The 23,969-nt window shown below is 43.6% G+C and carries 18 protein-coding genes; 9 read left to right on the plus strand and 9 right to left on the minus strand.

Features of this window, described 5'->3' with window-relative positions; all coding sequences use genetic code 11:
* Window positions 1–62: 62 nt before the first annotated feature.
* Window positions 63–2,288 (minus strand): NADP-dependent isocitrate dehydrogenase, encoded by a 2,226-nt coding sequence (locus R7093_RS13715; RefSeq protein ID WP_005378404.1) that lies wholly within the window; start codon window positions 2,286–2,288, stop codon window positions 63–65.
* Between the two features lie 311 nt (window positions 2,289–2,599).
* Between R7093_RS13715 and R7093_RS13720 the strand changes: the two genes are divergently transcribed.
* Window positions 2,600–3,301 (plus strand): pseudouridine synthase, encoded by a 702-nt coding sequence (locus tag R7093_RS13720; RefSeq protein WP_047100848.1) that lies wholly within the window; start codon window positions 2,600–2,602, stop codon window positions 3,299–3,301.
* An 85-nt stretch (window positions 3,302–3,386) separates the two neighbouring features.
* Here R7093_RS13720 and R7093_RS13725 read toward each other — a convergent pair whose 3' ends face one another.
* Window positions 3,387–4,064 (minus strand): DUF2057 family protein, encoded by a 678-nt coding sequence (locus tag R7093_RS13725; RefSeq protein ID WP_017634732.1) that lies wholly within the window; start codon window positions 4,062–4,064, stop codon window positions 3,387–3,389.
* 76 nt (window positions 4,065–4,140) lie between these two features.
* Complete coding sequence (locus R7093_RS13730) at window positions 4,141–5,220, minus strand: porin (RefSeq protein ID WP_005378424.1); 1,080 nt, start codon at window positions 5,218–5,220, stop codon at window positions 4,141–4,143.
* 514 nt (window positions 5,221–5,734) lie between these two features.
* Between R7093_RS13730 and dinG the strand changes: the two genes are divergently transcribed.
* From dinG to xthA, 5 genes are all read left to right on the plus strand, one after another.
* Window positions 5,735–7,810 carry an ATP-dependent DNA helicase DinG gene (dinG, locus tag R7093_RS13735; RefSeq protein ID WP_017634733.1) on the plus strand — a complete coding sequence of 692 codons (2,076 nt, stop codon included), beginning with the start codon at window positions 5,735–5,737 and terminating at the stop codon, window positions 7,808–7,810.
* A gap of 14 nt (window positions 7,811–7,824) precedes the next feature.
* Window positions 7,825–8,610 carry a sulfite exporter TauE/SafE family protein gene (locus tag R7093_RS13740; protein WP_047100849.1) on the plus strand — a complete coding sequence of 262 codons (786 nt, stop codon included), beginning with the start codon at window positions 7,825–7,827 and terminating at the stop codon, window positions 8,608–8,610.
* On the plus strand, window positions 8,607–9,152 hold the full coding sequence (locus R7093_RS13745) for a primosomal replication protein (RefSeq protein WP_005378431.1): 546 nt from the start codon (window positions 8,607–8,609) through the stop codon (window positions 9,150–9,152). The genes R7093_RS13740 and R7093_RS13745 overlap by 4 nt, the downstream gene beginning before the upstream one ends.
* Entirely contained in the window at window positions 9,152–9,316 is a 165-nt protein-coding gene (gene rsmS / locus R7093_RS13750) for a pleiotropic regulatory protein RsmS (RefSeq protein WP_047100850.1), read from the plus strand. The genes R7093_RS13745 and rsmS overlap by 1 nt, the downstream gene beginning before the upstream one ends.
* 94 nt (window positions 9,317–9,410) lie before the next feature.
* A complete protein-coding gene (xthA, locus tag R7093_RS13755) occupies window positions 9,411–10,217 on the plus strand; it encodes an exodeoxyribonuclease III (RefSeq protein ID WP_005378433.1) in 807 nt (268 codons plus the stop codon).
* 93 nt (window positions 10,218–10,310) lie between these two features.
* On the opposite strand, the gene R7093_RS13760 is transcribed toward xthA, so the two are convergent.
* From R7093_RS13760 to R7093_RS13785, 6 genes are all read right to left on the minus strand, one after another.
* Window positions 10,311–13,034, minus strand: a complete 2,724-nt coding sequence (locus R7093_RS13760) for an ImpA family metalloprotease (protein ID WP_318146697.1) — start codon at window positions 13,032–13,034, stop codon at window positions 10,311–10,313.
* Between the two features lie 154 nt (window positions 13,035–13,188).
* Window positions 13,189–13,866, minus strand: a complete 678-nt coding sequence (locus R7093_RS13765; protein ID WP_053303243.1) for an ABC transporter permease — start codon at window positions 13,864–13,866, stop codon at window positions 13,189–13,191.
* A 3-nt stretch (window positions 13,867–13,869) separates the two neighbouring features.
* Window positions 13,870–14,610 carry an ABC transporter permease gene (locus R7093_RS13770; protein WP_005378436.1) on the minus strand — a complete coding sequence of 247 codons (741 nt, stop codon included), beginning with the start codon at window positions 14,608–14,610 and terminating at the stop codon, window positions 13,870–13,872.
* Between the two features lie 81 nt (window positions 14,611–14,691).
* On the minus strand, window positions 14,692–15,462 hold the full coding sequence (locus tag R7093_RS13775) for an ABC transporter substrate-binding protein (protein WP_005378437.1): 771 nt from the start codon (window positions 15,460–15,462) through the stop codon (window positions 14,692–14,694).
* Between the two features lie 83 nt (window positions 15,463–15,545).
* Entirely contained in the window at window positions 15,546–16,316 is a 771-nt protein-coding gene (locus R7093_RS13780; RefSeq protein ID WP_054729268.1) for an ABC transporter ATP-binding protein, read from the minus strand.
* Between the two features lie 264 nt (window positions 16,317–16,580).
* Window positions 16,581–18,056 (minus strand): hypothetical protein, encoded by a 1,476-nt coding sequence (locus R7093_RS13785; RefSeq protein ID WP_017820023.1) that lies wholly within the window; start codon window positions 18,054–18,056, stop codon window positions 16,581–16,583.
* Between the two features lie 454 nt (window positions 18,057–18,510).
* Between R7093_RS13785 and R7093_RS13790 the strand changes: the two genes are divergently transcribed.
* The 3 genes from R7093_RS13790 (at window position 18,511) to R7093_RS13800 (ending at window position 23,769) form a co-directional block, all read left to right on the plus strand.
* Window positions 18,511–20,058, plus strand: a complete 1,548-nt coding sequence (locus tag R7093_RS13790; RefSeq protein ID WP_318146698.1) for a DUF3360 family protein — start codon at window positions 18,511–18,513, stop codon at window positions 20,056–20,058.
* A gap of 303 nt (window positions 20,059–20,361) precedes the next feature.
* Window positions 20,362–22,638 (plus strand): formate C-acetyltransferase, encoded by a 2,277-nt coding sequence (gene pflB / locus R7093_RS13795; protein WP_005378442.1) that lies wholly within the window; start codon window positions 20,362–20,364, stop codon window positions 22,636–22,638.
* Between the two features lie 153 nt (window positions 22,639–22,791).
* Complete coding sequence (locus R7093_RS13800) at window positions 22,792–23,769, plus strand: lipid A deacylase LpxR family protein (protein WP_005378443.1); 978 nt, start codon at window positions 22,792–22,794, stop codon at window positions 23,767–23,769.
* Window positions 23,770–23,969: the final 200 nt, after the last annotated feature.

Consider the following 23,969-nt stretch of genomic DNA (forward strand, 5'->3'; position numbering starts at 1 on the left):
AACACTTACAACGCACTTACAGGATAGGAAACACGCCGAAAACGACGTGTTTTTACACTAACTTACTTGTTAATGATTGCGTTAAAGGTTTCGCTTGGACGCATCAATTTAGAAACCAATGCATCGTCTAGTAAGTAGTAACCTCCTAGCTCACCTTTCACGCCTTGCGCATTATTTAGCTCAGCAACGATCGTTTCTTCCTGCTCTGACAGCGCTTTTGCAATTGGTGCAAATTCAGCAGCAAGATCCGCATCATCCGTTTGCTCTGAAAGCGCTTTCGCCCAGTAAAGTGCAAGATAGAAGTGGCTTCCACGGTTATCTAGCTCACCCACTTTGCGTGACGGAGATTTGTTGGTGTCTAAAAACTCACCGGTCGCTTTATCTAGTGTATCTGCGAGAACCTGAGCCTTAGGATTGTTTGTCGCTACACTTAAATGCTCTAACGAAGCTGCAAGCGCTAGGAACTCGCCCAAAGAATCCCAACGAAGGTGATTCTCTTTTTCTACTTGTTGAACGTGCTTAGGAGCAGAACCACCAGCGCCTGTTTCAAATAGACCACCACCATTCATCAATGGAACAATAGATAGCATCTTAGCAGACGTACCTAACTCTAGAATTGGGAACAAGTCTGTTAGGTAGTCACGAAGAACATTACCTGTAACAGAGATAGTATCTAGGCCCGCTTTCATACGCTCTAGTGAGTACTTACAAGCTTCAACAGGAGATAGGATCTTAATCTCTAGACCGTCAGTATCGTGATCTGGTAGGTAGGCGTTTACTTTCTTGATGAGCTCAGCATCGTGCGCGCGGTTTTCATCTAGCCAGAATACAGCTGGAACACCTGTTGCACGTGCGCGAGTCACTGCTAGTTTAACCCAATCTTGGATTGGTGCGTCTTTAACCTGACACATACGGAAGATATCACCTTCTTCAACCGCTTGCTCTAACAGTACGTTACCTGAAGCATCAACAACGCGAACAGTACCCGCAGCGTCTAGAATGAATGTCTTGTCGTGAGAACCATACTCTTCAGCTTTCTGAGCCATTAGACCAACGTTAGGTACGCTACCCATAGTGGTTGGATCAAATGCGCCGTGCTCTTTACAGAAATCAATAACCGCTTGGTAAATACCTGCGTAGCTACGATCTGGAATCATCGCTTTGGTGTCTTTTTGTTTACCATCTGGTCCCCACATTTGACCCGAAGAGCGAAGCATTGCTGGCATAGAAGCATCTACAATAATGTCACTTGGTACATGTAAGTTTGTGATACCACGATCAGAGTCAACCATCGCAAGTTCTGGTTGAGTTTGGTAAACCGCTTGAATGGCCGCTTCAATTTCTGCTTTTTGCGCTTCAGGTAGAGACTCAATTTTTGAGTAAACATCACCGATGCCATTGTTTACATCAACGCCTAGCTCTTCAAACAGCTTACCGTACTTATCGAAAACGTCTTTGTAGTAAACTTTTACGGCATGGCCGAAAATGACAGGGTCAGAAACTTTCATCATCGTCGCTTTCATATGAAGAGACAGCAGCACGTCTTGCGCTTTCGCTTCAGCAATCTCTTTCTCGAAAAATTCAACCAACGCCTTCTTCTTCATTACTGAAGTATCAATGACTTCTTTATCTAATAATGGGAACGCAGACTTAAGCTCTTTAACTGTACCATCATTACCGACAAACTCGATTTTGACCTCTGTTGCACCAGAGATAGTTGTAGACTTTTCGCTACCAAAGAAGTCATTGTCTGACATGCTCGCAACATGAGACTTAGATTCGGCTGACCATGCACCCATTGAGTGTGGGTTTTTCTTCGCGTAGTTCTTAACCGAAGTCGGAGCACGACGGTCTGAGTTACCTTCACGAAGTACTGGGTTAACCGCACTACCTTTGATTTTGTCGTAAGCCGCTTTAATCGCTTTCTCTTCGTACGTGCTCGGCTCTTCTGGGTAGTTTGGTAAATCGTAACCTTTCGCCTGAAGCTCTTTAATCGCCGCTTTAAGCTGAGGAACTGAAGCTGAAATGTTAGGTAGCTTGATGATATTTGCTTCTGGAGTTTGAGCTAGTTCACCAAGCTCAGTCAACGCATCGCCAATGCGCTGTTCTTCTTTTAGATGCTCTGGGAAGTTAGCGATAATTCGACCTGCTAGTGAAATATCACGAGTATCTACATTGATGCCAGACGATGCTGTGAATGATTGAATGATTGGTAGTAATGAATAAGTTGCTAGCGCCGGCGCTTCATCAGTGATGGTGTAGATAATTGTAGGTTTTTCTGTAGGCATGAAATTTCCCTATTTTTTAATCAACTTGTTGGCTGATCAACTCAGCGTCTGAGTTGGTTTAATTGACGCATTGCTGCACGTTAGCAGTACATGTCTCCTCACTAACGCCACATGCGGTTCGCACTCTTTGTTGTAGTTTGAAGCTCTAAGCTCTGAATCCATGAGTGCACTGATATAATTAAACAAATAACACGAATTAGTCTATCATTCTGTGCGCGTTTGTTAGTTTTAGGCGCGCAAATCATATCCGATCATGATAAAACTTAAAACTTTCAAACACAGTTCATTTACATTTTTGCAGGGTAGTTAACATGTCATCTCGTACAGGTCAGGAAAAAGGTCGCAGTCGTAACCAGTCTAAAACGGGCCATTTTAAACACTCAGGATCTCGCAATGGCTCGAAGACTCGTACTCAGCAAGACCGCCGCCCTAATCGCCCAACAAAAAGCCAAAAGCCAAAAGTGGCCCCTAAAGATCGTAAAGTCATTATTTTCAATAAGCCTTACGATACGCTCAGTCAATTTACCGATGGCGATGGTCGCAAAACGTTAGCGGACTATATCCCAATCAAAAATGTCTATGCGGCTGGCCGATTGGACCGAGACAGCGAAGGTTTGATGGTACTCACTAACGATGGCATCTTGCAGGCGAAGCTAACGCAGCCAAAGTCAAAATCGCCGAAGACTTATTGGGTTCAAGTTGATGGCGCTCCTCAGGAGCAAGATCTTGAAAAATTGAGAAAGGGAGTAGAGCTAAAAGATGGTATGACTCTACCGGCCGAAGTTGAAGTTATTCCAGAACCACAAGTCTGGGACAGAACCCCTCCGGTCCGTTTTCGAGCAAATATCCCTACAACTTGGTTAGCCATTACCATTATTGAAGGAAGAAATCGTCAGGTGCGTCGCATGACTGCGCACATTGGCTTCCCTACCTTGCGCCTCATTCGTCATTCGATGGGTGATATCGTCCTTAACGACCTAATGCCTGGTGAATGGAGAGAAATCTCTCTCTAATAAGCAGAAAAGATAAAAGCAGGCTTAAAGCCTGCTTTTTAGATTCGTACTTTTTCAGTTAAGCCCTATCTAATGAACTAAGGGATTACTGCTCAGCAAGCCAGTTTTTAAAGGCCTCTTTTTCCGCCGGAGACGCTTTCTGGTACATCGTCTTTAATACATCAACCATTGGGCTGTCGTTTGATGCGGCTGTTGAACGGGTATCACTAGTCTCAACTCGAGGCTCGATATCACTTACTGATTGTTGATGCTGATTCACAGTTACATAACTAACGGCAACACTCGCGATACCGCCAGCAATATTGTAGTTGCGAGATTCTTGAGGGTAATTACGACCAATTTGAACACCATCTGACTCTAATACATCTTCGACCAAAGCAATAGGTTGGCCTTTGGTATCCAGTAATTGCCAATCTAGAGGCGAGATGTTGTTTTGCGCTTGGCGAAGAGTTTTAAACTCTGGCAGTTCAAACGTTAGCTTTTCGTTTTCAGCATCAAATTTAGCAACGATTACATCACTGTAAACCGTCTTAAGGTTTTCGTTAATTTCGAATGTAGGTTGATATTTGAAGACAATTTGGTTCGTTCCGTCAGGTAGTTCGATTGTCTTCTCACTAGAAAAAAGACCACCTTCTAGATCTGGCTTCTCCATGTTGACGGCCAATAACTTCACGTCTTCTGGAACCACTAAAGTCGTTGCAGCGTAGAGGTTTGTACTGGCAAAAATAGACAGTGCCATTGCCACTTTTAATGATAACTGCATAGAGTTTTTCATCCTTATCTTCATAGTAAAAGACCCAGCATATAGCTGGGTCTTACAATATCAAACTGGGTATTGATTACCAGTAGAAACGAGCACCAACACCGAAGTTAGTTGCGTCGTCTGTGTCTTTGTTGTCGAAGTCAGTACCTTCGAAAGTGTAACCCGCTTCTGCGAATACACGTGCCCATTTAGAGAACTTGTATTCAACACCAGCGTAGAACCAAGAAGAGTCTGCGTCTACTTTACCTGCTTCGTCAGTAGACTGAGCTAGGTACTCGTAACCAGAGTATAGAGTTGTTTTAGGAGCAACAGCGAACATACCAGCTACAACGATGTAGTGTGAATCAACTGTTGATTTACCTAGCTTATCTTCGTTTTCGTTGTAGTAGTACGTAGCACCTAGAGTGTGCTCGTTTAGTGCGTACTCAGCAGTTACTTCAAAAGATAGGTTTTCGTTATCAGTACGCTCTGTGTGAGAAACTGTTTGCTCTACACCATTAAGAACTAGTTTTTTCTCTTTAGTTACGTTGATGTCGTTGTTCGCAGTAAGTACACCAGCGTGTAGAGATAGGTCGTTGAAAGATTTACCAACGAATACTTCTAGTACTTCTTCGTTAGAATCTTTTTCGCCTAGCGCGTAACCAGCTTTTAGCCAGAACGCGTCATTTTCGTAAGCGTATTTGATTTGAGAATCGTTGTTCCAAGCGTGACCGTATGCAGTTTCCGCTGCGTTACCACCGAAGAAGTAAGAGTAATCTGCGAAGTATACGTCATCAGCCCAAGTACCTTCTTTACCGAAGCGAAGAGTACCCATATCACCCATATCAAAACCGATGATGTGGCGACGTACGTATACAGAGTCATCTGTACGCTCGCTTGAATCAGCACCTGCGTCGTAGTTGTCACCTAGAGCAACACCGATTTCAACTTCACCCAGAACTTTTAGACTTTCGTCAACAACGTAAACCGCGTTCACACCAGTACGAGAAGAGCTAGTGTTTAGCTCTGCTGTGTGATCAGTTTTTTCTGTGAATAGAAGAGTTGGACGTAGCTGACCGTAGAAATCTACAGAACCTTCTTCAGATTTGAATACTTCAGCTGCGTTCACTGAAGTTGCAGACGCAACTACAGCTAGTGCTAATAGAGTTTTTTTCATAATTAATCCACTGCCTTTTCTTAGTTCGGGATATCCTTGTCCGGTTCCCTTTTTTATATGTTTGAGGTAGAGCGTTAACAAAACGTTATACAGCACCTCCTCAAAATCTGGAGCTAAGAGTGCAAAAGATTATTCTGGCTGTCAAATTTTCTAAATACCAATGTAAAAAAAACAAAATACCATTATAAAACAATAACTTGATAAGTTTACCTTTATTTATTCGACGAACATCTAACCAATCTCCATTATTATTTGTAATTTACAAAATTATTAACAAATGGTTTTTTAATCCAATAATTAAATTTTAAAAAAACAAAAAGAGAATAAAAATCTACAAATAAGACCAAGTTGGAGTTTTATATTTTTCATATAATGAAATTAATTTCATTAAGATAAGGTTCAATATTTTTTTGTGAAGGAGATCTACATTCCTTATAAAAGCATTCCGTTTTGTGAACTACTGTACAACTAGTGATGTGTGCTACTATTCGCCTCCAACGCATTTGAGGCCCGTATGCTGACCAGTAACATTCAAAAATCGATTCGTAATAGCTATCAAAACCTTCAAGATCAACTTGATAACTTTGTGCCTAGAAGAGCACAAAACTACCTTGTTGCAGAGATTGCAAAAACGCTGTGCGGTCAGTATCACAAATCTAACCGAATACTCGTTGCAGAAGCAGGGACTGGAATTGGTAAATCGCTCTCTTATCTAATGGCGACCATTCCCGTGGCTGTACATAACAATAGGAAAGTGGTTATCTCAACGGCGACCGTCGCTCTGCAAGAGCAGCTCATAAATAAAGACCTCCCTCTTTTTCGTCGGATTACCGACCGAGAGTTTTCTTTTATTTTGGCAAAAGGCCGTCAACGCTATTGTTGTGCAGAAAAGCTCGCCACTGCTAGCGGTGCTGATGGTGGCCAGTTAGCCATGTTTGAAACCAAACCTAAGCAAAAAGATATAGAGCTGTTAGAAACAATGCATCGCTCTCTTGCGCAAGGTAAATGGGACGGTGACCGTGATTCTTGGCCTAAACCCATCGACGATAAGCTTTGGCAACTGATTGTCAGTGATAAACACAGTTGCAATAACAGTTTACCAGGCCACCGCGGCTGCCCATTCCAAAAAGCGCGCTCAGAGTTGGATAAAAACGATGTCATCATTGCTAACCACTCTCTCGTCATGGCAGACGCAGATTTAGGTGGCGGCGTGATTTTACCTGAGCCAGAAAATACAATATACGTCTTCGACGAGGCACATCACTTACCTCACGTCGCTCGTGACCATGCTTCAGCATCTGCGAGTTTAAAAGGCGCGGCAGCATGGCTTGAGAAGTTAAATCAGTCGATTAGTAAGTTTTCATCACTCGCAGACGAGAAACGCGTAGCTCGATTTCGCAACGACCTTCAAGACGCGGTTCAGAACTTGATACCGGCACTGACTCAATTGCCCAAACAGTTCGACCCAGCTCAATTTGAAGAGGGTATCTACCGCTTCGAACACGGTGAACTACCTGAGTGGCTAGAGAACCAATCCAAAGAACTAAAACAGTTCAGTAAAAAAGCAAATCAGAGCGTGGCAAAAATTGCCGACCTTATTGCGGAAAGAGTAAAAGACGGGGAGCTTGCGACAAGGTTGGCTGAACCAGCGCTTGCAGAGCTCGGTTTCTACATTCAAAGGTTAGAAAACCTAGCGCAAGTATGGCATTTAATGGCTGAACCAACTCGTGAAAAAGGTGCGCCTTTAGCTCGCTGGTTAGAAACCCACCCCGATCGCGAGGGTGATTTCATTGTGAGTGTTTCGCCACTTGAAATTGGATGGCAACTCGACCAACAGATTTGGAGCAGATGTATTGGCGCCATTTTGGTTTCTGCAACGATGCGTGCATTAAACTCTTTCCATTACTTTTGCCATCAGGTTGGTATTGATGGAAAACCAGAATCAGGCACTCAGTTTTTAGCGCTTGCGTCACCATTCGATTACCAAAACCAGGCAGAATTGCTCATCCCTGCGATGAAATATGAACCACCAGCGCCTCAATTTACTGAATATCTTATCGAGATATTGCCTAAGTACTTGGAAGACAAGAAAGCCAACTTAGTATTATTCTCATCCTATTGGCAGATGAACCAAGTCGCGAAGGCACTCTCTTCGGAGTTCATAAAAAAAGGCTGGGCGTTGCAAGTTCAAGGTGAAAGCTCACGTCAAGAAATTCTAAAAAAACATAAAAAGTTAATAGAATCAAATAAAACCAGCGTCTTATTTGGTACTGGCAGCTTCTCTGAGGGGCTAGACTTACCTGGCGAATTACTTGAAAACTTGGTGATTACAAAAATTCCATTTGGCGTTCCAACCTCCCCTGTTGAGCAGGCTCATTCCGAATACATTGAGAAAAAAGGAGGAAACCCGTTTATGCAAATAACTGTACCAGACGCAAGCAAAAAGCTGATCCAGAGCGTAGGTCGCTTACTGCGTAAAGAGAGAGATTCTGGTAGAGTAACGATTCTTGATCGACGCCTAGTCACTAAGCGATACGGACAAGCCTTAATCGACTCACTACCTCCATTTAAACGTAAAATAGAATATTAGAAGAATCACCATTTATGGAAATGATTGAGCCAACCATGCTGTTGGTGTTGGCGCTTGTCGCTTTTGTCGCTGGATTTATTGATGCAGTTGCCGGTGGTGGTGGCATGCTTACCGTACCTGCTCTACTGTCGCTGGGCTTGCCGCCTCATATTGCACTAGGCACCAATAAACTTGCCGCTACCTTTGCTTCTTCTACTGCAGCATTTACGTACTACAAAAAACGTCTATTCAAACCTCAATGCTGGCGGCGTGCATTCGTGGCAACACTCGTCGGAGCGACATTTGGTACGCTATTTGTAGATGCGATTAGTACGGATTGGCTGGAAAAAGGATTGCCGCTTGTTATTTTGGCGGCAGCGTTGTATACCGTTTTTCATAAAACACCCCACTCTGCTCATCAAAGTCCAATACCCGAGCCTTGCCCAAAACTTCATAAAAAACAGTACATGCAAGGCTTATCCATAGGATTCTACGACGGACTCGCAGGGCCTGGAACTGGGGCTTTTTGGACAGTAAGTTCAATGGCGCTGTACCGGCTGAATATCTTGCTCGCCTCTGGCTTAGCAAAAGCAATGAACTTTACCAGTAACTTTACCTCTTTGATCACTTTTGCATTCCTCGGACACATCAACTGGGTGCTAGGCTTAACAATGGGAGTATGTTTAATGGCTGGTGCTTTTGTTGGCGCGCACTCCGCTATTAGATTTGGTTCTAAATTCATTCGTCCTGTATTTGTTACTGTCGTCAGCATACTAGCCATTAAATTGGCTTATGACGCATGGTTTGTAGGTTTGTCATGAACATTTCTCAACTCCAGGAAAATCTAGAACAAATGGCGAAGCAAGCCGCTGTTCTTGACCGTCAAAGAGGCGAACATCATGTTCCGCTTTTTGATGAGCGTTTATTTGGTTGCCGCTCTCGCTTACTTACTCCTTGCGTAAAAGAAGCAAAAGCCACGCTGGATGCGATTGTGCGTGAGCAAAATGAAGGTAAGCTCACCGCTTTGCGTGCTGAGTACCTCACTGAACGGTTAGTGGCGCAAATCGGTGCGATTCAACGCGAGATTTCTACCACTAAAATTCGTAAGAATGAAATCAAACATAGCAGCCATTTCCGTAAGCCTATCAACGTGCTTTATCAGGAGCTCGCTCAACACCAAGAGTGGGCAAGACGCTTGCGCGAGATGGTGTTAGAAAAAGAACGTGCTGTCGAAAGCGCTCCTAGTTTTATGCGTGCCGACGCTCAAAAAGTATTACTAGCAACCGAGCAACGTTTAGCGCGTTGTGAAGCAGCACTTCTTAAGCTAGAGAACCAAATTACACATAGGGAAAAACATCAATAATGGCTGACCAACCAACCTCGCCTTTAGATGACGCACCTGAAGAGATCAAACTGGCTGTCGATTTAATCTATTTGCTTGAGAGCAATGAGATAGATCCAGAAATTGCGCTTAACGCTTTAAAGATCGTGCAAAACGACTTAGAAAACAAATTAAAAGCAAAGTAGCTCAGAGCGTTTCACTCCTTTCACCGAGACTCATTTTCAGTGCTCTTACACAATGATACTATTCATAAAAAGTACGCCCCCAAAAGGATAAATAATGAAAGTAATCAGCTTTAACATCAATGGACTACGTGCGCGACTGCACCAACTCCAAGCGCTAATCGACAAACACCAACCTGATGTGATTGGTCTTCAGGAAATTAAAGTTCACGATGAAGCATTCCCGATTGAAGCTGTCGAAGCCATGGGCTACAAAGTGTATTTTCATGGTCAAAAAGCACATTACGGCGTAGCAATGCTTTGTAAGCAAGAGCCTCTACACGTACAAAAAGGGTTCCCGACGGATAACGAAGAACATCAAAAGCGCATGATCATGGCAACGTTTTTAAATGAAAACGGCGAAAAGGTCACTGTGCTAAACGGCTATTTCCCTCAAGGGGATAACATCAGCCACGAAACCAAATTCCCATACAAGCGCCAATTCTATAAAGATCTGATGACCTACCTAAACGATCATCACAATAACGACGAGCAATTGATTGTTATGGGTGACATCAACATCAGCCCTATTGATGCAGATATCGGTATCGGCGAACCAAACCGTAAACGTTGGCTAAAAACAGGTAAATGTTCATTCCAACCTGAAGAGCGCGAATGGTTGAAAACCTTACTAGACTGGGGCTTTGTGGACACCTTCCGTAAGCTATACCCAGAGGTGAACGATCAATTTTCGTGGTTTGACTACCGTTCTCGCGGTTTTGATGATAACCGTGGCCTACGAATTGATGTCATTTTGGCAACCCCTTCTCTAGCGGAAAAGTGTATTGAATCTGGTATCGACTATGAGCTTCGTGGTATCGAGAAGCCTTCAGATCACGCACCAATCTGGTCGACATTTAAGTAATATATTGCAAAGCTATAAGCGAGACTCAACGCTAAGCTTAGTCCAATAAAAAGGGAGACTCAGTCTCCCTTTTTCATACAAATTACCATTTAATCACTGATTCAGCGGCCAAACTGTTTGACCATCAATAGTTATCGGTGTTTGAGCAAATTCGTTCAGACAGTAGCCTGTATTACTACTTGCAAAGTAAGTGAGCGGCATCGGCGGTAGATTCAGCGCCACAACCTGCTGTTTCGCTTTTTCTGTGAACGAGAACCCCCACATATCGAGATAGTTAGTCATATCTCGCTGAGAAATGTAGCTCAGAGCAATAAGCAACCAGTCGTTGTTCGAGATGCTATTTGCTTCTTCCCGAGAGTAGTTGGCGAAACCAATACTCAATCGTCTCTCATCCCAAAGCGCATCGTCCGATTTTAAGCGGTTAAACTCACGTTCAATCAGGTGCAAGCGCGCCAATAAATGCCAACCATTTTTAAGCACACCTTCATGCTGCGCCGCCATCATCATTTGAATGTAAACACGAGCGCCCCAACTCCAACTGGTTTGATTTTGCGCTGCCATGTATGCGTTTGGATCCGCTTGAGTTCGGCTAGCTTGCAATAATTCAAACTGGCCTTTGAAATCCAAGCTTTGGCAGGTTGAAACTTTCCCCGTATTCTGGAAGAAACGAGACTTACTGTAATACGAGTAGTAATTGGTCGTTGAATGCCCTTCCCAGCCTGAAAATCGGAATCGACCTTTTTCTAAACCATGACCAAGCTCATGTAAATCACCGTGACCGAGTGGGCTGAATGACCAGTAAGCATCGTAAGGGTTACCCGAACAACCATAACCACACGTCGCTTGGTCAGCGTTCATGTGCTTCACTATATCAATATTGGCGATTTCCCAACCTTGGTTTTGGGCGTATTGAATAATTTCAGGCACTTCATCTATGCCCGGCCCTTGGAAACCTGCCAGCACATGCGGGTAGTTGTGAACATATTCTTCTGTTGCAAGCGCCATTTCCGAAGGGGTAGACCACATTTCATCGTTGACCGACTCCAACATTTTGTCGCGCTTTGAGTGTACTTCAAACCCAGGAGTGATCAGCTCAGCCCAATCGAATAAATTGGCTTCTAACTGTTGAATAAAAGCGTCATTGTCCTTCTCACTTCTCCAAACTGGATGCTGTGCCACATGATTAAATTTCAGTTCAACCGGAACATCATTTTTGTCAAAGTGAACCTGTACTGGACCACCATAAGGAGAAGTCAGCGTGATGGTTTCACCCGGCTTCACTTCATAGCCGAATGAAGTCAGCAGTTTTGGTCGCGTGTATCCATCTTTGCTGAACTCATGAGTTGCACCACTTCTTAAAGTGTTGATGACAATCTTAGTCGCCACATCATTGCTGTCATTACGTTTAACCGTAAAGGTTTCCCCAGGAAGTGCATACACACCAGCCGAACGGAAGTTACGCTTTGATTCCATATTAATCGTTGCACTGATTCTCTTTATGTCAGGGCTAAACTCACTACGGCTGAAGTTCCCCATATTTGGTTGTTTTGGGTTTACGCTTCGGCTGTTGTATTGCACGTAATCGGCAAAGTACGACTTTAGGAATTCGGTCATTTGGGTTGATTGTTTGTCCATCGGGAAGACAACCGTTTGACGATAATGATCAGCCAGCAATACCATGAGTTTTTCGTATTGGTAGCCGTTTTGATTAAACAAATCTACTTTTTGTTCATCAAGCTTTTGCAACCAATGGCGAATGCTGTTTGCCCCTGCATAAAATTGACTGTCCATATTCGCAGTGTCAGGGCAGGATTTGTCATCACACAGTGGCAAGTCAACGTTGAAATTTTGAGATTCAAAACGAGACAACAACGCTTGTTGTGTAATAACAGAATCCGGCACAACGTTCATCAACGATGAAGGTTCCCAGTCGACCAAGCCTAACTTACGCCAATAGTTATCTCCCACATAATCAACATGGAATTTTTCCAAAATGTCTTGGCCAAGATCAGTTAGTCCTCCATCCCAATGCAGGTATAGAACAGGAATTTGGGCTTGCTCAGCGTATTCCAAAGCTTCGAGTACTGGTTTGTTGGTATCTCCAGATTGCAGATGCTGTGACAAGATCAATAAGTTTGGAGTATTGGTTTGCAAGCAGCTAAGTAGCTTCGAACCATCGCATAGGTTGGCCTCGTTAAACGCCAGCTCTTGTGAAACATTGTCTTTCAGCCAATTCCGAGTCGCTTGCTCATCCGGAAAGTAATAAGACTGATCCATTTGCGCGATGACGACGTTTGAAGTAACTCCACCCGACAACCAAGTGACCAGGTTACTTAACCATTGCGTCATCGCCGCGTTGGAAGAGTCGGGAAAACGTTGTGCCGTTCTAAATGGGTTACTACCTAATAGTGCGTAACGTTGACCATTAGACTTTTCCCCGGCAACGCCAATTGACAGAGCTTGATCTTTGTAACCGCTTACCATGGCCTTATTGGTCATCAAGATGGTGTCGTTGAAGCCATACTGAGGTGCCAAGATCGCGGCATCATGGGTTGGATCCCAATAAAGACCTGAAAGGCTTTTCGCAATTGCAGATTTGATCGTATTCGACTGCATCTTGTGAGCTTGCACAACTTGATGACTTTTACGAATGAAATCGCTCGGGTCAGAAACGAGCAGTGCATTACCAGTTTCCAGAGCTTGTTGAACTGGAGCTGGCGTTGGTTTTACTTGAGCATTAGGTTGTGATTCTCCCTCTCCCCCACCACATCCTGTGGCTAAGGCGGCAATGCCCAACGATAGAATTGTTTTTTTCATTTTTACTTACTAAACAATGAGTTTACCGAATGTTAATGTAAGTTAATGAATAATAAGAAAGAGTCTTTTATATCGGCTGGAAAAATAGGAATGAAGATAACAAAATTATCAAAAGCAATAGCACCCATTCCGGTGCTATTGCCTCTATTGATAATTAGCTTAAAGGACGTAGATAAGCTAAGAAACGCCTCTCTGCCACTTTGAAACACCACAAAATCATAAACGTCAGTGCCATGTAGAACAGCCCCGCCGTCAGGAAAGACTCAAATGGTGCATAGTAGCGCGAGTTAACTAGACGCGCAGCACCAGTTAAATCCATGATGGTAACGATGCCCGCGACTGCACTTCCGTGCAGCATAAATATGACCTCGTTGGAATAAGCTGGTAATGCTCGACGCAATGCACTCGGCAAGATAATACGTCTGTATGTCATAAACTTACTCATGCCATAGGCTTTCGCAGCTTCCACCTCACCTTTCGGCAAACCATTAATCGCACCACGAATAATTTCTGCGGTGTAAGCCGATGTATTCAGAATAAAAGCGACCAAAGCACAGAACCAAGCGTTCTCCCACAAGGTATCTTTCACAGGGAAAAACTGATCCATGCCGTAGTAAATCAAATACAGCTGAACCAATAGCGGCGTTCCACGGAAAAAGTAAATGAATCCCCAAGAAGGTAAGCTTAGAGCGTAATTGGTACTATTGCGTGCCACGGCTAATGGGATAGAGACACACAAGCCAATAACCAACGCTAATCCCACTAACCAAACTGTTGTCCAAAGTCCCTGAAGATAAGTTGGAAAGCTTTCAATAATCAAAGAAAAGTCCATAACTTACCTCGCATGAATACTGAACTTACGCTCAACAAGCTTGAGTAGCCCGGTCGAAACGCTGGTAAAAAATAGAAAGATGAGCGCGACAGCCATGTAAAAGGTGAACGGCATTTTGGTCGTACCTGCTGCCAATGAGCTCATTCTCACCATGTCATCCAGACCAATAATGGAAACTAACGCAGTGGTCTTAAGTAACACTAACCAGTTATTACCAAATCCAGGTAATGCATGACGAATCATCTGAGGAAGCAAGATTCTTCTAAACGATAAAGCAGAGCTCATCCCATAAGCTTTCGCCGCTTCTAATTCACCCTTGTCCACCGCCATGATCGCTCCACGAAAAGTCTCCGCCATGTAGGCGCCAAAGATAAAACCAATCGTGAGTACACCAGCTATAAATGGGCTGACATCAATATAATCAGGTAAGTAAGACGTCCATTCATGGTTTGGATCACTCGAGGCAAACCACTCGTTGAGCGTTTCGTTGATGGAGTAAAGGCTGTTATTTAAAAGTATTTGTCCACCAAAGAAAATTAGCATCATTAGAACCAAATCTGGAATGCCGCGAATGACTGTGGTGTAAAGAGTGGCAATCGCCCTTGCCCATTTGTAAGGTGCTAACTTAGCTAATGCGCCAAGCATGCCTAAGACCATGGCGAGAATGAGTGAAAGCACTGCAACTTCTATTGTTACTAAAGCTCCTTTCAAAATCGAAGCTTCGTATCCTTGTAAATCTAGCATAGGTGAGTTCCTAATCCCTAAACTCAAAAAATCGACCGTTGACTACTTCTAGGAACAAGCCAACGGTCGCTTAATTACGGTTTATTCACCGTACACATCGTAGTTAAAGTATTTACCAGCAATTTCTTGGTAAACACCTTTCTCACGTAGTGAAATAATTGCTGCGTCGAGTTTCTTCGTCAGATCTTTGTCTTGTTTACGAACAGCGATACCCATACCTTCGCCAAACCATTTTGGATCGGTTAACGATGGTCCAACAAACTCATAAGCTTCGCCACCTGCTTTGTTGATCACACCCTCTTCTAGAGCAGACGCATCACCTAAAACGGCAGCAATTCGACCATTTTCTAGATCAAGATACGCTTCATCAAAAGAGCCATAACGCACAATTTCAACATCATCGCCATAGTTGTCAGTTAAGTACTTGTCATGTGTCGTCGCACGTTGCACGCCAATTTTGACATCTTTAAGATTATCAAAATCTAGACCCGCACCTTTCTTAGCGATAAATTTATTTGGAATTTGTGCGTACTTGCCAGTGAAATCGACTTTTTTCTTGCGCTCTTCAGTGATAGACATTGCTGCGATGATGGCATCGTACTTACGTGCAAGCAGAGAAGGAATAATACCATCCCAATCTTGAGCGACGATTTTGCACTTCACTTGCATCTCTTCACAGAGTGCATTTGCCATGTCTACGTCAAAGCCTTTTATTGAGCCATCAGTTTCTGTCCAGCTAAACGGAGGGTAAGCACCTTCGATACCAAAGCGAACTGTTTTCCATTCTTTCGCTTGGGCAACACCTGATACTGCCGTTGCAGCAATCGTTGCTGCTAATAACCACTTTTTCATTTCCATACTCCTGTGATTGCTATTTTATTTCGTTTTGTTTGTTGTGTTGGCTTAGGAGGCAATAGTCTGCCGCCTAACAAATATTAGTAAATGGATGAGATAAACTGCTGTAATCGTTCTGAATCCGGGTTTGTAAATAGCTTAGCTGGATTTCCCTGTTCTTCCACTAAGCCTTGATGTAAAAACATCACATGGTTTGATACGTCACGTGCAAACGCCATTTCGTGCGTGACCACCAGCATAGTTCGCCCTTCATCTGCCAAATCTCTCATTACCCCCAGAACTTCTCCTACAAGTTCTGGGTCAAGCGCAGAAGTTGGCTCGTCAAACAACATCACCTCTGGGTCAACTGCTAGCGCACGGGCAATAGCTGCACGTTGCTGCTGGCCGCCAGATAAGTGCCCAGGGTAATAATCCTTACGCTCATACAAGCCTACCTTCTTAAGCAAGACTTCTGCGTTTTCAATCGCTTGAGCTTTTGGAACGCCTAAGACATGAACAGGCGCCTCAATCACGTTTTCTAGTACGGTTAGGTGAGACCAGAGGTTGAAACCTTGGAAAACCATTGCCAGGCGTGAGCGAATACGTTGGACTTGCTTTTCATTAGCAGGAACAGATTCACCTGCTCTGCTGTTCTTCATTTGGATTAATTCACCATTTACCCAAATTTCGCCCGCGGTAGGCGTTTCTAGCAAGTTGATACATCTGAGAAAGGTACTCTTACCTGAGCCGGAAGAGCCAATAATGGAGATAACATCTCCTTTGTGCGCGGCAAGTGAAATGCCTTTTAAAACTTCATTTTGTCCAAATGTTTTGTGCAGGTCTTTTATATCTAGCGCTGGTACATCATTCATGCGCCCTACTCCCTGTGTTTTTGTCACTGCAATTAAGGGACTCCGCCCTCTCTAATTCGGAACAAATTAGCACCGCCCTTTGAAATTTGCAACAAATTATTAACCTAAATAATTCGAATAGAAAGATACGATAGACAAATTAATATGCAATATATAGCAACATATTCTTCAAAAGTTGAATATTAAATATAAAAAAGCCCCTTTCAAAGGGGCTTAATAAATTTACAAAAGTGTTAATTGAAACCTATTCGAGGTCGCAATGAATTAATTAAAACGACTGACTACCAGCGAGTTTGAAGTACGTAATGTCACCTCATTTTCTAAGCCTTCTTTTTCAGAAGTAATGATGCCATCTAGGTCTTCATCTAGTTCAGGCTCTGACGCTTCACCATTGGAGAAGAAGCTCATGAAAACTTTAGAATCAATATTACTATCTTCATTCACTACCAAAGCAGTGCGATTAAAATCGTCCGAAGCTGAAACTTTCAAACCGTTAACGGCCGATGTTGGGAAGTTGTAGTAATGCAATTCTGGAACAACAACAGAATCACTATCACTTGTTGTGAAAATGCGATGTGTGACTCTGTAGTCGCCTGAAGTTGCAAAGTAAGCGACACGAGTAAAGCCTTCAGTAGACGATGTTAAGCCCATGTCCAGATCAATCACGGACTCTGCACTTCCTTGCGTTGATACACTTGGTTTTGTGTTCGGCAGGTTATCAATATTTAAGTAAGCACTCGGATCAACGTCAATATCCCATCCGTCAGAGATCGTTTCGTTAAGTAGAGACTCCCAACCATTAACTTGATTCTCTGAGAACGCCATGTATACCCAAGTTTCTTTATTCGTTGCACTAGGGCGATTATATTCAACGGCCGTTTTATCCAGCTTCAACGCGTCATATGCAAAGCCGTTAGTAACAAAGCCAATGTTGAGCGAGTCGTAAGTATAGTCAGAAGACGAATAAATGTTTGACGTATTATCCGCTCTAACTAAGGCTATCTCACCAGTTCCCCACGAACCAATACCATATTGGTAAAGCGCTTTGTCGCTTGAACCTGATTCATACTGAAACAATGCCGTTGGTTCACCTTTAAGCCCCATCAGTTCATCAGTAGGCAACATATCAGGGTTCGGAGACGTGAAAATATCGGTTTGCGAGACAAAGTTGTAATCTCCGCCACCTGATTCAGCGTTTCGGTAATCTAAGTTAGTAAACTTATTGCTTGCTAAGTTACCGCCAGTAAAGCATTTGTTCAAAGAGTCTCGGTTTAGTGCAAAAGTAGCATTACGTAGTTTCTTATCTTGCAAGAACTCTTTTGAAAACGTGTTTACGCGAGCTTCTTTGCCGTTAAATTCTATTGCTTGAAACGTTACAAAGCCGCCGTCAGGGATATCTTCAAGATAAAACTTAAAGTTATCAGTGGTAGGTTTGATAATGTCTCCGGATCTTTTGCCATCGGCATCAGAGTAGTAACCGATAACATAGTTGGTCACTTGCTCTTTTGACGCTGCACTATAGGTTAAAACCGTTTTATCGCCGTTCAGCTCAGTTTTGTGGTCATATACAGTACAACCTTTCGTAGTTGCTTCACTTTCAGTCATTGTTGCTGGTATAGCAAAATCAAAAGTAAACGCAGTTTTCGGCGCTGCACCACCGCCACCGCCGCCACCGCCGCCGCAACCGACCATTAACCCTGAGATGATTGCCACTAGTGGCAGTACTTTAAGCTGTTTCATGTCTTTTTCCTAAACTGAGCGGCAATGATTAGCCAAAAAATTGTCTTTGCTCTGTCCAAAGCAAGAATAAAGCCAGCTTTATATAATCATCGTGAATATTGACATTTAATCTGCATCTCGTGCAAAAGGACAAAAAGTTCTAATTTTATGCAACTTGTGTAATGAAATTACACAAGATCTCCGCATCTCATTCGCATGCCAGAAACTTTCTGTAGTTTTCTTTCACAACCATTCTTAAAGTGATCTAAATCAATCACCCTAAATGGCTATCTTGCTAGACTCCTGCCAAAAGATGAGGCTTTTTTTTGTGCCTCAACACAATAAGTTATTAGCTATGCTTAGGCACAGTGTCGACGTGTAACAAATCTAACAATAGCTAGCATAAGCGTGCCGCAGGATGCGGATTAACACAATTGAATGAAGAATTCATAACTTTTAAATATATGAGGAATCTATGTCAGACGCAGTTAACAAAACGCACTCTGATTCAGATATCGAGACCAAGAGCTACCGTGAGCTTCATCGTCCAGCATCTGAGTTCGCAAGCCGTTCAGACTACCTAGACCACGAACTACAAATCATGAAGCCACGTCGTTTTGGCTTGAACTTGCCAGGTCGTGACTTCCGCTTTGAGCTTGAAGACCTTGTTCCAGCACTTGCTGGTACTATCGGTATTATCGCAATGTACTCTGCGGTAATGATGTCTTGGGCTGAAGGTCTTACTGCAGCATGGGACCACGTAAACTTAGGCAAGGACTTTGCTATCGAAGTTGCGCGTGTAGAAATGCTCATCCCTGCACTTCTTTTCTGTGTACTTGCCTCTGGTTTTATTAACCCTAAAGCCAACCTAGCAGGCAACCACGGCCCAATGATCCCTCTTATTGGTACCATCGCTCTTGCTGGTGCTCACCCTCTTGCATTAGCAATTCTCATTGGTGTGTTTGGTTTGATTTTGAGCCTCTTAAAAGGTGGGTCAAAACTGGTTAACCTCACCTCTGAAGGTACGGCTGGTGGCCTTCTTATTTTCTTAGGTTTAACCGGAACCATGAGCCAAATTAACTCTATTCAAGCTTGGGCTGTTGGTTTGCAATCCGATACGGTTGCCGCTGGTAGCATGGGTTACATCGGTCTAATTGTTCTTGCGGTTACCATTGGCTTATACGCGTTCCTTGCTAAAGTGAACAAACGCTGGCTAGCGATCCCTGTTTGTGCCTTCACTGGGCTTGCAATCGCACTTGCTCTTGGCGCAGGCTTCGATATTAAATTCGTAACCGAGACAGGCCTTCCAAACCTAAATCCAATCTACTGGTGGGGTTCAACAGAAGAAGGTTGGATGCTTGGTCTTCCTAATATGGAACACTTCATCGCTTCACTACCATTCGCCATTCTTGCGGTAGCAATGTGGTCACCTGACTTCTTGGGTCACCGTATCTTCCAAGAGATGAACTACCCACGTAAGAGTGAGAAAGTGCTGATGGACGTTGATGACACAATGACAATGTGTTCCGTTCGCCAAATGGTCGGTACTGCAGTGGGTGGTGGTAACATCACATCATCTTGGGGGACTTACATGATCCCTGCTGCAATCGCGAAACGCCCTATTCCTGCTGGTGCCATCTTACTAGGCTCTCTATGTATTATTGTTGCAATCCTTGGTTTTCCTATGGACGTTGCAGTATGGCCTCCAGTTATGCGCGTTGCTCTTCTCGTTGGTGTATCTCTACCACTGCTTGAAGCTGGCATGCAGATGGTGAAGGACTCGAAAGACTCACAAGCAGCAGGTATCTGTATCTTTGGTTCTGCCGTTGTTAACCCAGTTCTAGCTTGGGCACTAACTATGCTTTTAGATAACAACGGTTTAATTGGAGATAAAGAGCGCGCGTCTCGCCTATCATTTGTAGACAAGATTGTGATCCCAGTAAGCGTACTTGTTATCTGTTTAGTTGCTATGCTTGCAGTTGGTATGCTTGACGGCCAGTATGGCATCCAAGCTTGGCTATAAGCTAGCAGTCCAGAAATTTGTGGGTAGCGCTCGTCGCTACCCCATTTTTATCGAGATTTTTGAGGATTTATTGATTTAGTTTAAGGTTTGCAAAAAAATTTTAGTTTAACCTCAAGCTGTTGCTTAAAAAGAGAAACGTTAAAACTAGTGACAATATTTATAGTTTTGTAAATCGAATACGTAAATTTAAGACTATAAATATTGTTATTCATAAGAGTGTACTGTTCCCCTCTTTTATCTGGGGATAGCTGGCTCAACGGCGAAGCAGTACGTATTTTTTTCTACTAAAAAGGTAGGTATGTCATGGCAGAGCAATTTGCTAAAGCTTGGGAAGGTTTTGCTGCAGGCGACTGGCAAAACGAAGTAAACGTTCGTGATTTCATTCAGAAGAACTACACTCCGTACGAAGGCGACGAATCTTTCCTAGTTTCTGAAGGTACTGAAGCGACTAACAAGCTTTGGGCTAAGGTAATGGAAGGCATCAAACAAGAGAACGCGACTCACGCTCCTGTTGATTTTGATACTTCAGTTATCTCTACCATCACTGCTCACGATGCAGGCTACATCGAAAAAGACCTAGAAACTATCGTAGGTCTTCAAACTGACGCTCCTCTAAAACGTGCGATCATCCCTAACGGTGGTATCCGCATGGTTGAAGGTTCATGCAAAGCCTACGACCGCGAGCTAGACCCACAAGTTAAAAAAATCTACACAGAATACCGTAAAACTCATAACCAAGGCGTTTTCGATATCTACACTCCTCAAATCATGGCGTGTCGTAAATCTGGCGTACTGACTGGTCTTCCAGATGCATACGGTCGTGGTCGTATCATCGGTGACTACCGTCGTGTTGCTCTATACGGTATTGACTTCCTAATGAAGGATAAATTCGCGCAGTTCTCTTCTCTACAAGAGCGTTTTGAGAACGGCGAAGACCTACAAATGACAATGCAGCTTCGTGAAGAGATCGCAGAGCAACACCGTGCTCTAGGTCAAATCAAAGAAATGGCTGCAAAATACGGTTGTGATATTTCTCGTCCTGCTGAAACTGCGCAAGAAGCTATTCAGTGGACTTACTTCGGTTACCTAGCTGCTGTTAAATCTCAAAACGGTGCTGCTATGTCTCTAGGTCGTACTTCTACGTTCCTAGACATCTTCATCGAACGTGATATCGCGGCTGGTAAGCTAACTGAAGAACAAGCTCAGGAAATGATCGACCACTTCGTAATGAAACTACGTATGGTTCGTTTCCTACGTACTCCTGAGTACGATGATCTATTCTCTGGCGACCCTATCTGGGCAACTGAGTCTATGGGTGGTATGGGTCTTGACGGTCGTACGCTAGTTACTCGTACAAACTTCCGTTTCCTAAACTCACTATACACTATGGGTCCTTCTCCAGAGCCAAACATCACTGTTCTTTGGTCTGAGCAACTACCTGAAGGCTTCAAGAAGTTCTGTGCGAAAGTATCTATCGATACTTCTTCTATTCAGTACGAAAATGACGACTTAATGCGTCCAGACATGAACTCTGACGACTACGCGATCGCATGTTGTGTATCTCCAATGGTTGTTGGTAAGCAAATGCAGTTCTTCGGTGCTCGTGCGAACCTTGCGAAAACAATGCTTTACACCATCAACGGTGGTGTGGATGAGAAGCTAAAAATCCAAGTTGGCCCGCAAATGCCTAAGATCGAAGGCGATGTTCTTAACTACGATGAACTGTGGGAGAAAATGGACCACTTCATGGATTGGCTAGCGAAACAATATGTGACTGCACTAAACGCTATCCACTTCATGCACGATAAGTACAGCTACGAAGCGGCACTAATGGCTCTACACGACCGTGACGTTAAACGTACTATGGCTTGTGGTATTGCTGGTCTATCTGTTGCAGCTGACTCACTATCTGCAATTAAATACGCAAAAGTTAAGCCAATTCGTGACGAAGACGGTCTAGCAATCGACTTCGAAATCGAAGGCGATTACCCTAAATTCGGTAACAACGATCCACGCGTTGATGATATTGCATGTGAACTTGTTTCTGTATTTATGGGCAAAATCCGTAAGCTTAAGACTTACCGTGATGCAATCCCTACTCAGTCAATTCTTACTATCACTTCAAACGTGGTTTACGGTAAGAAAACTGGTAACACGCCTGACGGTCGTCGTGCTGGTGCTCCATTTGCTCCAGGTGCAAACCCAATGCACGGTCGTGACGAGAAAGGTGCAGTAGCATCACTAACTTCAGTTGCTAAACTGCCGTTTGCTGACGCACAAGATGGTATCTCTTACACATTCTCTATCGTACCTAACGCGCTAGGTAAAGATGAGGGTTCACAACGCGCTAACCTTGCTGGTCTTATGGATGGTTACTTCCACCACGAAGCGGGTATCGAAGGTGGTCAACACCTAAACGTGAACGTTCTTAACCGTGAAACTCTAGAAGACGCAGTTAAGCACCCAGAGAAATACCCTCAGCTAACAATCCGTGTATCTGGTTACGCTGTTCGCTTCAACTCTCTAACTGCAGAGCAACAAGCTGACGTAATCGCGCGTACATTCACTGAGTCTCTATAAGACTATAGCGAAATAACGTTCTAGTAATACAACAAAGGCTGATGCTAAGTAGCATCAGCCTTTTTTTATTTCTTGAATGAAAGTTGTGATATCGCGAAAGACTTTTGCCCGCATTCTTACGTATGATGCGAAAAAAGTTAGCAAATAAAGTCTATGAGATTTAGTAAATTAATTATTCTTACCCTTCTTTCTCCAGTTGCAATAGCATCCACTAAGTCTACGGTTTCTTTTACCATCGACAACGATGGTATTTTTGGCGTCGATCAAGACTATACGAATGGTGTTTTCCTTTCTTACGCGACAGACCAACTGACACAAGAAAGCCAATGGAAATGGCTGAGTCTAGCTAACTCAGAGCACGCCAATATCGATAAAATAGAGTTGGTTCTTGGCCACAAGATGTGGACTCCAAGCGACATTGAAGCCGATTATCCACTAATCAATGATCGCCCATATGCCGGTTACCTACACACCGAAATCAACTACCTTTCCCTAACGAGTGACAAAGCTGTACGGTACAATTTCACCATAGGAACTACGGGTGAAAGTTCGCTATCAGAAAAGGCGCAAGAAATCGTTCACGGCATAACAGGATCGACGGACCCTCAAGGTTGGGATTACCAGATTGAAGATAAAGTGGCGTTCAGCCTTGGTTACCGCGTATTTAACAAATTGATGCGCAGCGAAGAACAAAAAACACAATGGGAGATCACCAACATTAACGACATCAATGCGGGTAACTTCCGTAGTGATGTCTCTCAAGGCGTCATGTTTCGTTGGGGTACAAACCTAGCGAATAGCATCGGAGCCGCCAATATCAGTGTCGAAAGCCCTTTCTCAGCAAGTATGATCGCTCAGAACACGTCGAGTTGGTTCTTGTTCACCGGGTTTGAAGGTCGTTACCGCTTTAATGACATGACTATCGAAGGAGATCGTCCTGGCATTCCTGAACCGTCAGCGCCATACGACGTCACACTGCAAAATTGGCAAGCAAGTGCCGTCGCGGGAGTATCTTGGTACAACCAAAATTACGGTGCAAGCATCACCTTTACAATTAAAACACCGGATTATGAAGAAGCCCAAACCGATGTTTATGGGACAGGCTCGTTCTCCGTGTTCGCCTTTTTCTAAAAACTGGATTATCCCAGCATCGAAGTCAATCTAGATACACGGCAAGTTCTCGGGGTAGGTATTAACCACCTCGTGTTCAAGCGTTTATGTAGATTGGCTCCATCTATTTTCTTTCTTCAAATAACCTTGCCTTTAGTACCGACAAAGCTGTTTTAACCCTGCTTTTTGTAATAAAATAACAGCTAGAATTTACTAGTAAT

Source organism: Vibrio sp. 1580, from assembly GCF_033340055.1.

Coding starts and splice junctions, on each gene's coding strand:
- R7093_RS13770 (WP_005378436.1), bottom strand. CDS start 14,610: ATGCTAGATTTACAAGGATACGAAGCTTCGATTTTGAAAGGAGCTTTA.
- R7093_RS13740 (WP_047100849.1), top strand. CDS start 7,825: ATGGAAATGATTGAGCCAACCATGCTGTTGGTGTTGGCGCTTGTCGCT.
- R7093_RS13715 (WP_005378404.1), bottom strand. CDS start 2,288: ATGCCTACAGAAAAACCTACAATTATCTACACCATCACTGATGAAGCG.
- R7093_RS13790 (WP_318146698.1), top strand. CDS start 18,511: ATGTCAGACGCAGTTAACAAAACGCACTCTGATTCAGATATCGAGACC.
- rsmS (WP_047100850.1), top strand. CDS start 9,152: ATGGCTGACCAACCAACCTCGCCTTTAGATGACGCACCTGAAGAGATC.
- R7093_RS13775 (WP_005378437.1), bottom strand. CDS start 15,462: ATGAAAAAGTGGTTATTAGCAGCAACGATTGCTGCAACGGCAGTATCA.
- dinG (WP_017634733.1), top strand. CDS start 5,735: ATGCTGACCAGTAACATTCAAAAATCGATTCGTAATAGCTATCAAAAC.
- R7093_RS13800 (WP_005378443.1), top strand. CDS start 22,792: ATGAGATTTAGTAAATTAATTATTCTTACCCTTCTTTCTCCAGTTGCA.
- R7093_RS13725 (WP_017634732.1), bottom strand. CDS start 4,064: ATGCAGTTATCATTAAAAGTGGCAATGGCACTGTCTATTTTTGCCAGT.
- R7093_RS13765 (WP_053303243.1), bottom strand. CDS start 13,866: ATGGACTTTTCTTTGATTATTGAAAGCTTTCCAACTTATCTTCAGGGA.
- R7093_RS13745 (WP_005378431.1), top strand. CDS start 8,607: ATGAACATTTCTCAACTCCAGGAAAATCTAGAACAAATGGCGAAGCAA.
- R7093_RS13730 (WP_005378424.1), bottom strand. CDS start 5,220: ATGAAAAAAACTCTATTAGCACTAGCTGTAGTTGCGTCTGCAACTTCA.
- R7093_RS13780 (WP_054729268.1), bottom strand. CDS start 16,316: ATGAATGATGTACCAGCGCTAGATATAAAAGACCTGCACAAAACATTT.
- R7093_RS13720 (WP_047100848.1), top strand. CDS start 2,600: ATGTCATCTCGTACAGGTCAGGAAAAAGGTCGCAGTCGTAACCAGTCT.
- R7093_RS13760 (WP_318146697.1), bottom strand. CDS start 13,034: ATGAAAAAAACAATTCTATCGTTGGGCATTGCCGCCTTAGCCACAGGA.
- R7093_RS13785 (WP_017820023.1), bottom strand. CDS start 18,056: ATGAAACAGCTTAAAGTACTGCCACTAGTGGCAATCATCTCAGGGTTA.
- pflB (WP_005378442.1), top strand. CDS start 20,362: ATGGCAGAGCAATTTGCTAAAGCTTGGGAAGGTTTTGCTGCAGGCGAC.
- xthA (WP_005378433.1), top strand. CDS start 9,411: ATGAAAGTAATCAGCTTTAACATCAATGGACTACGTGCGCGACTGCAC.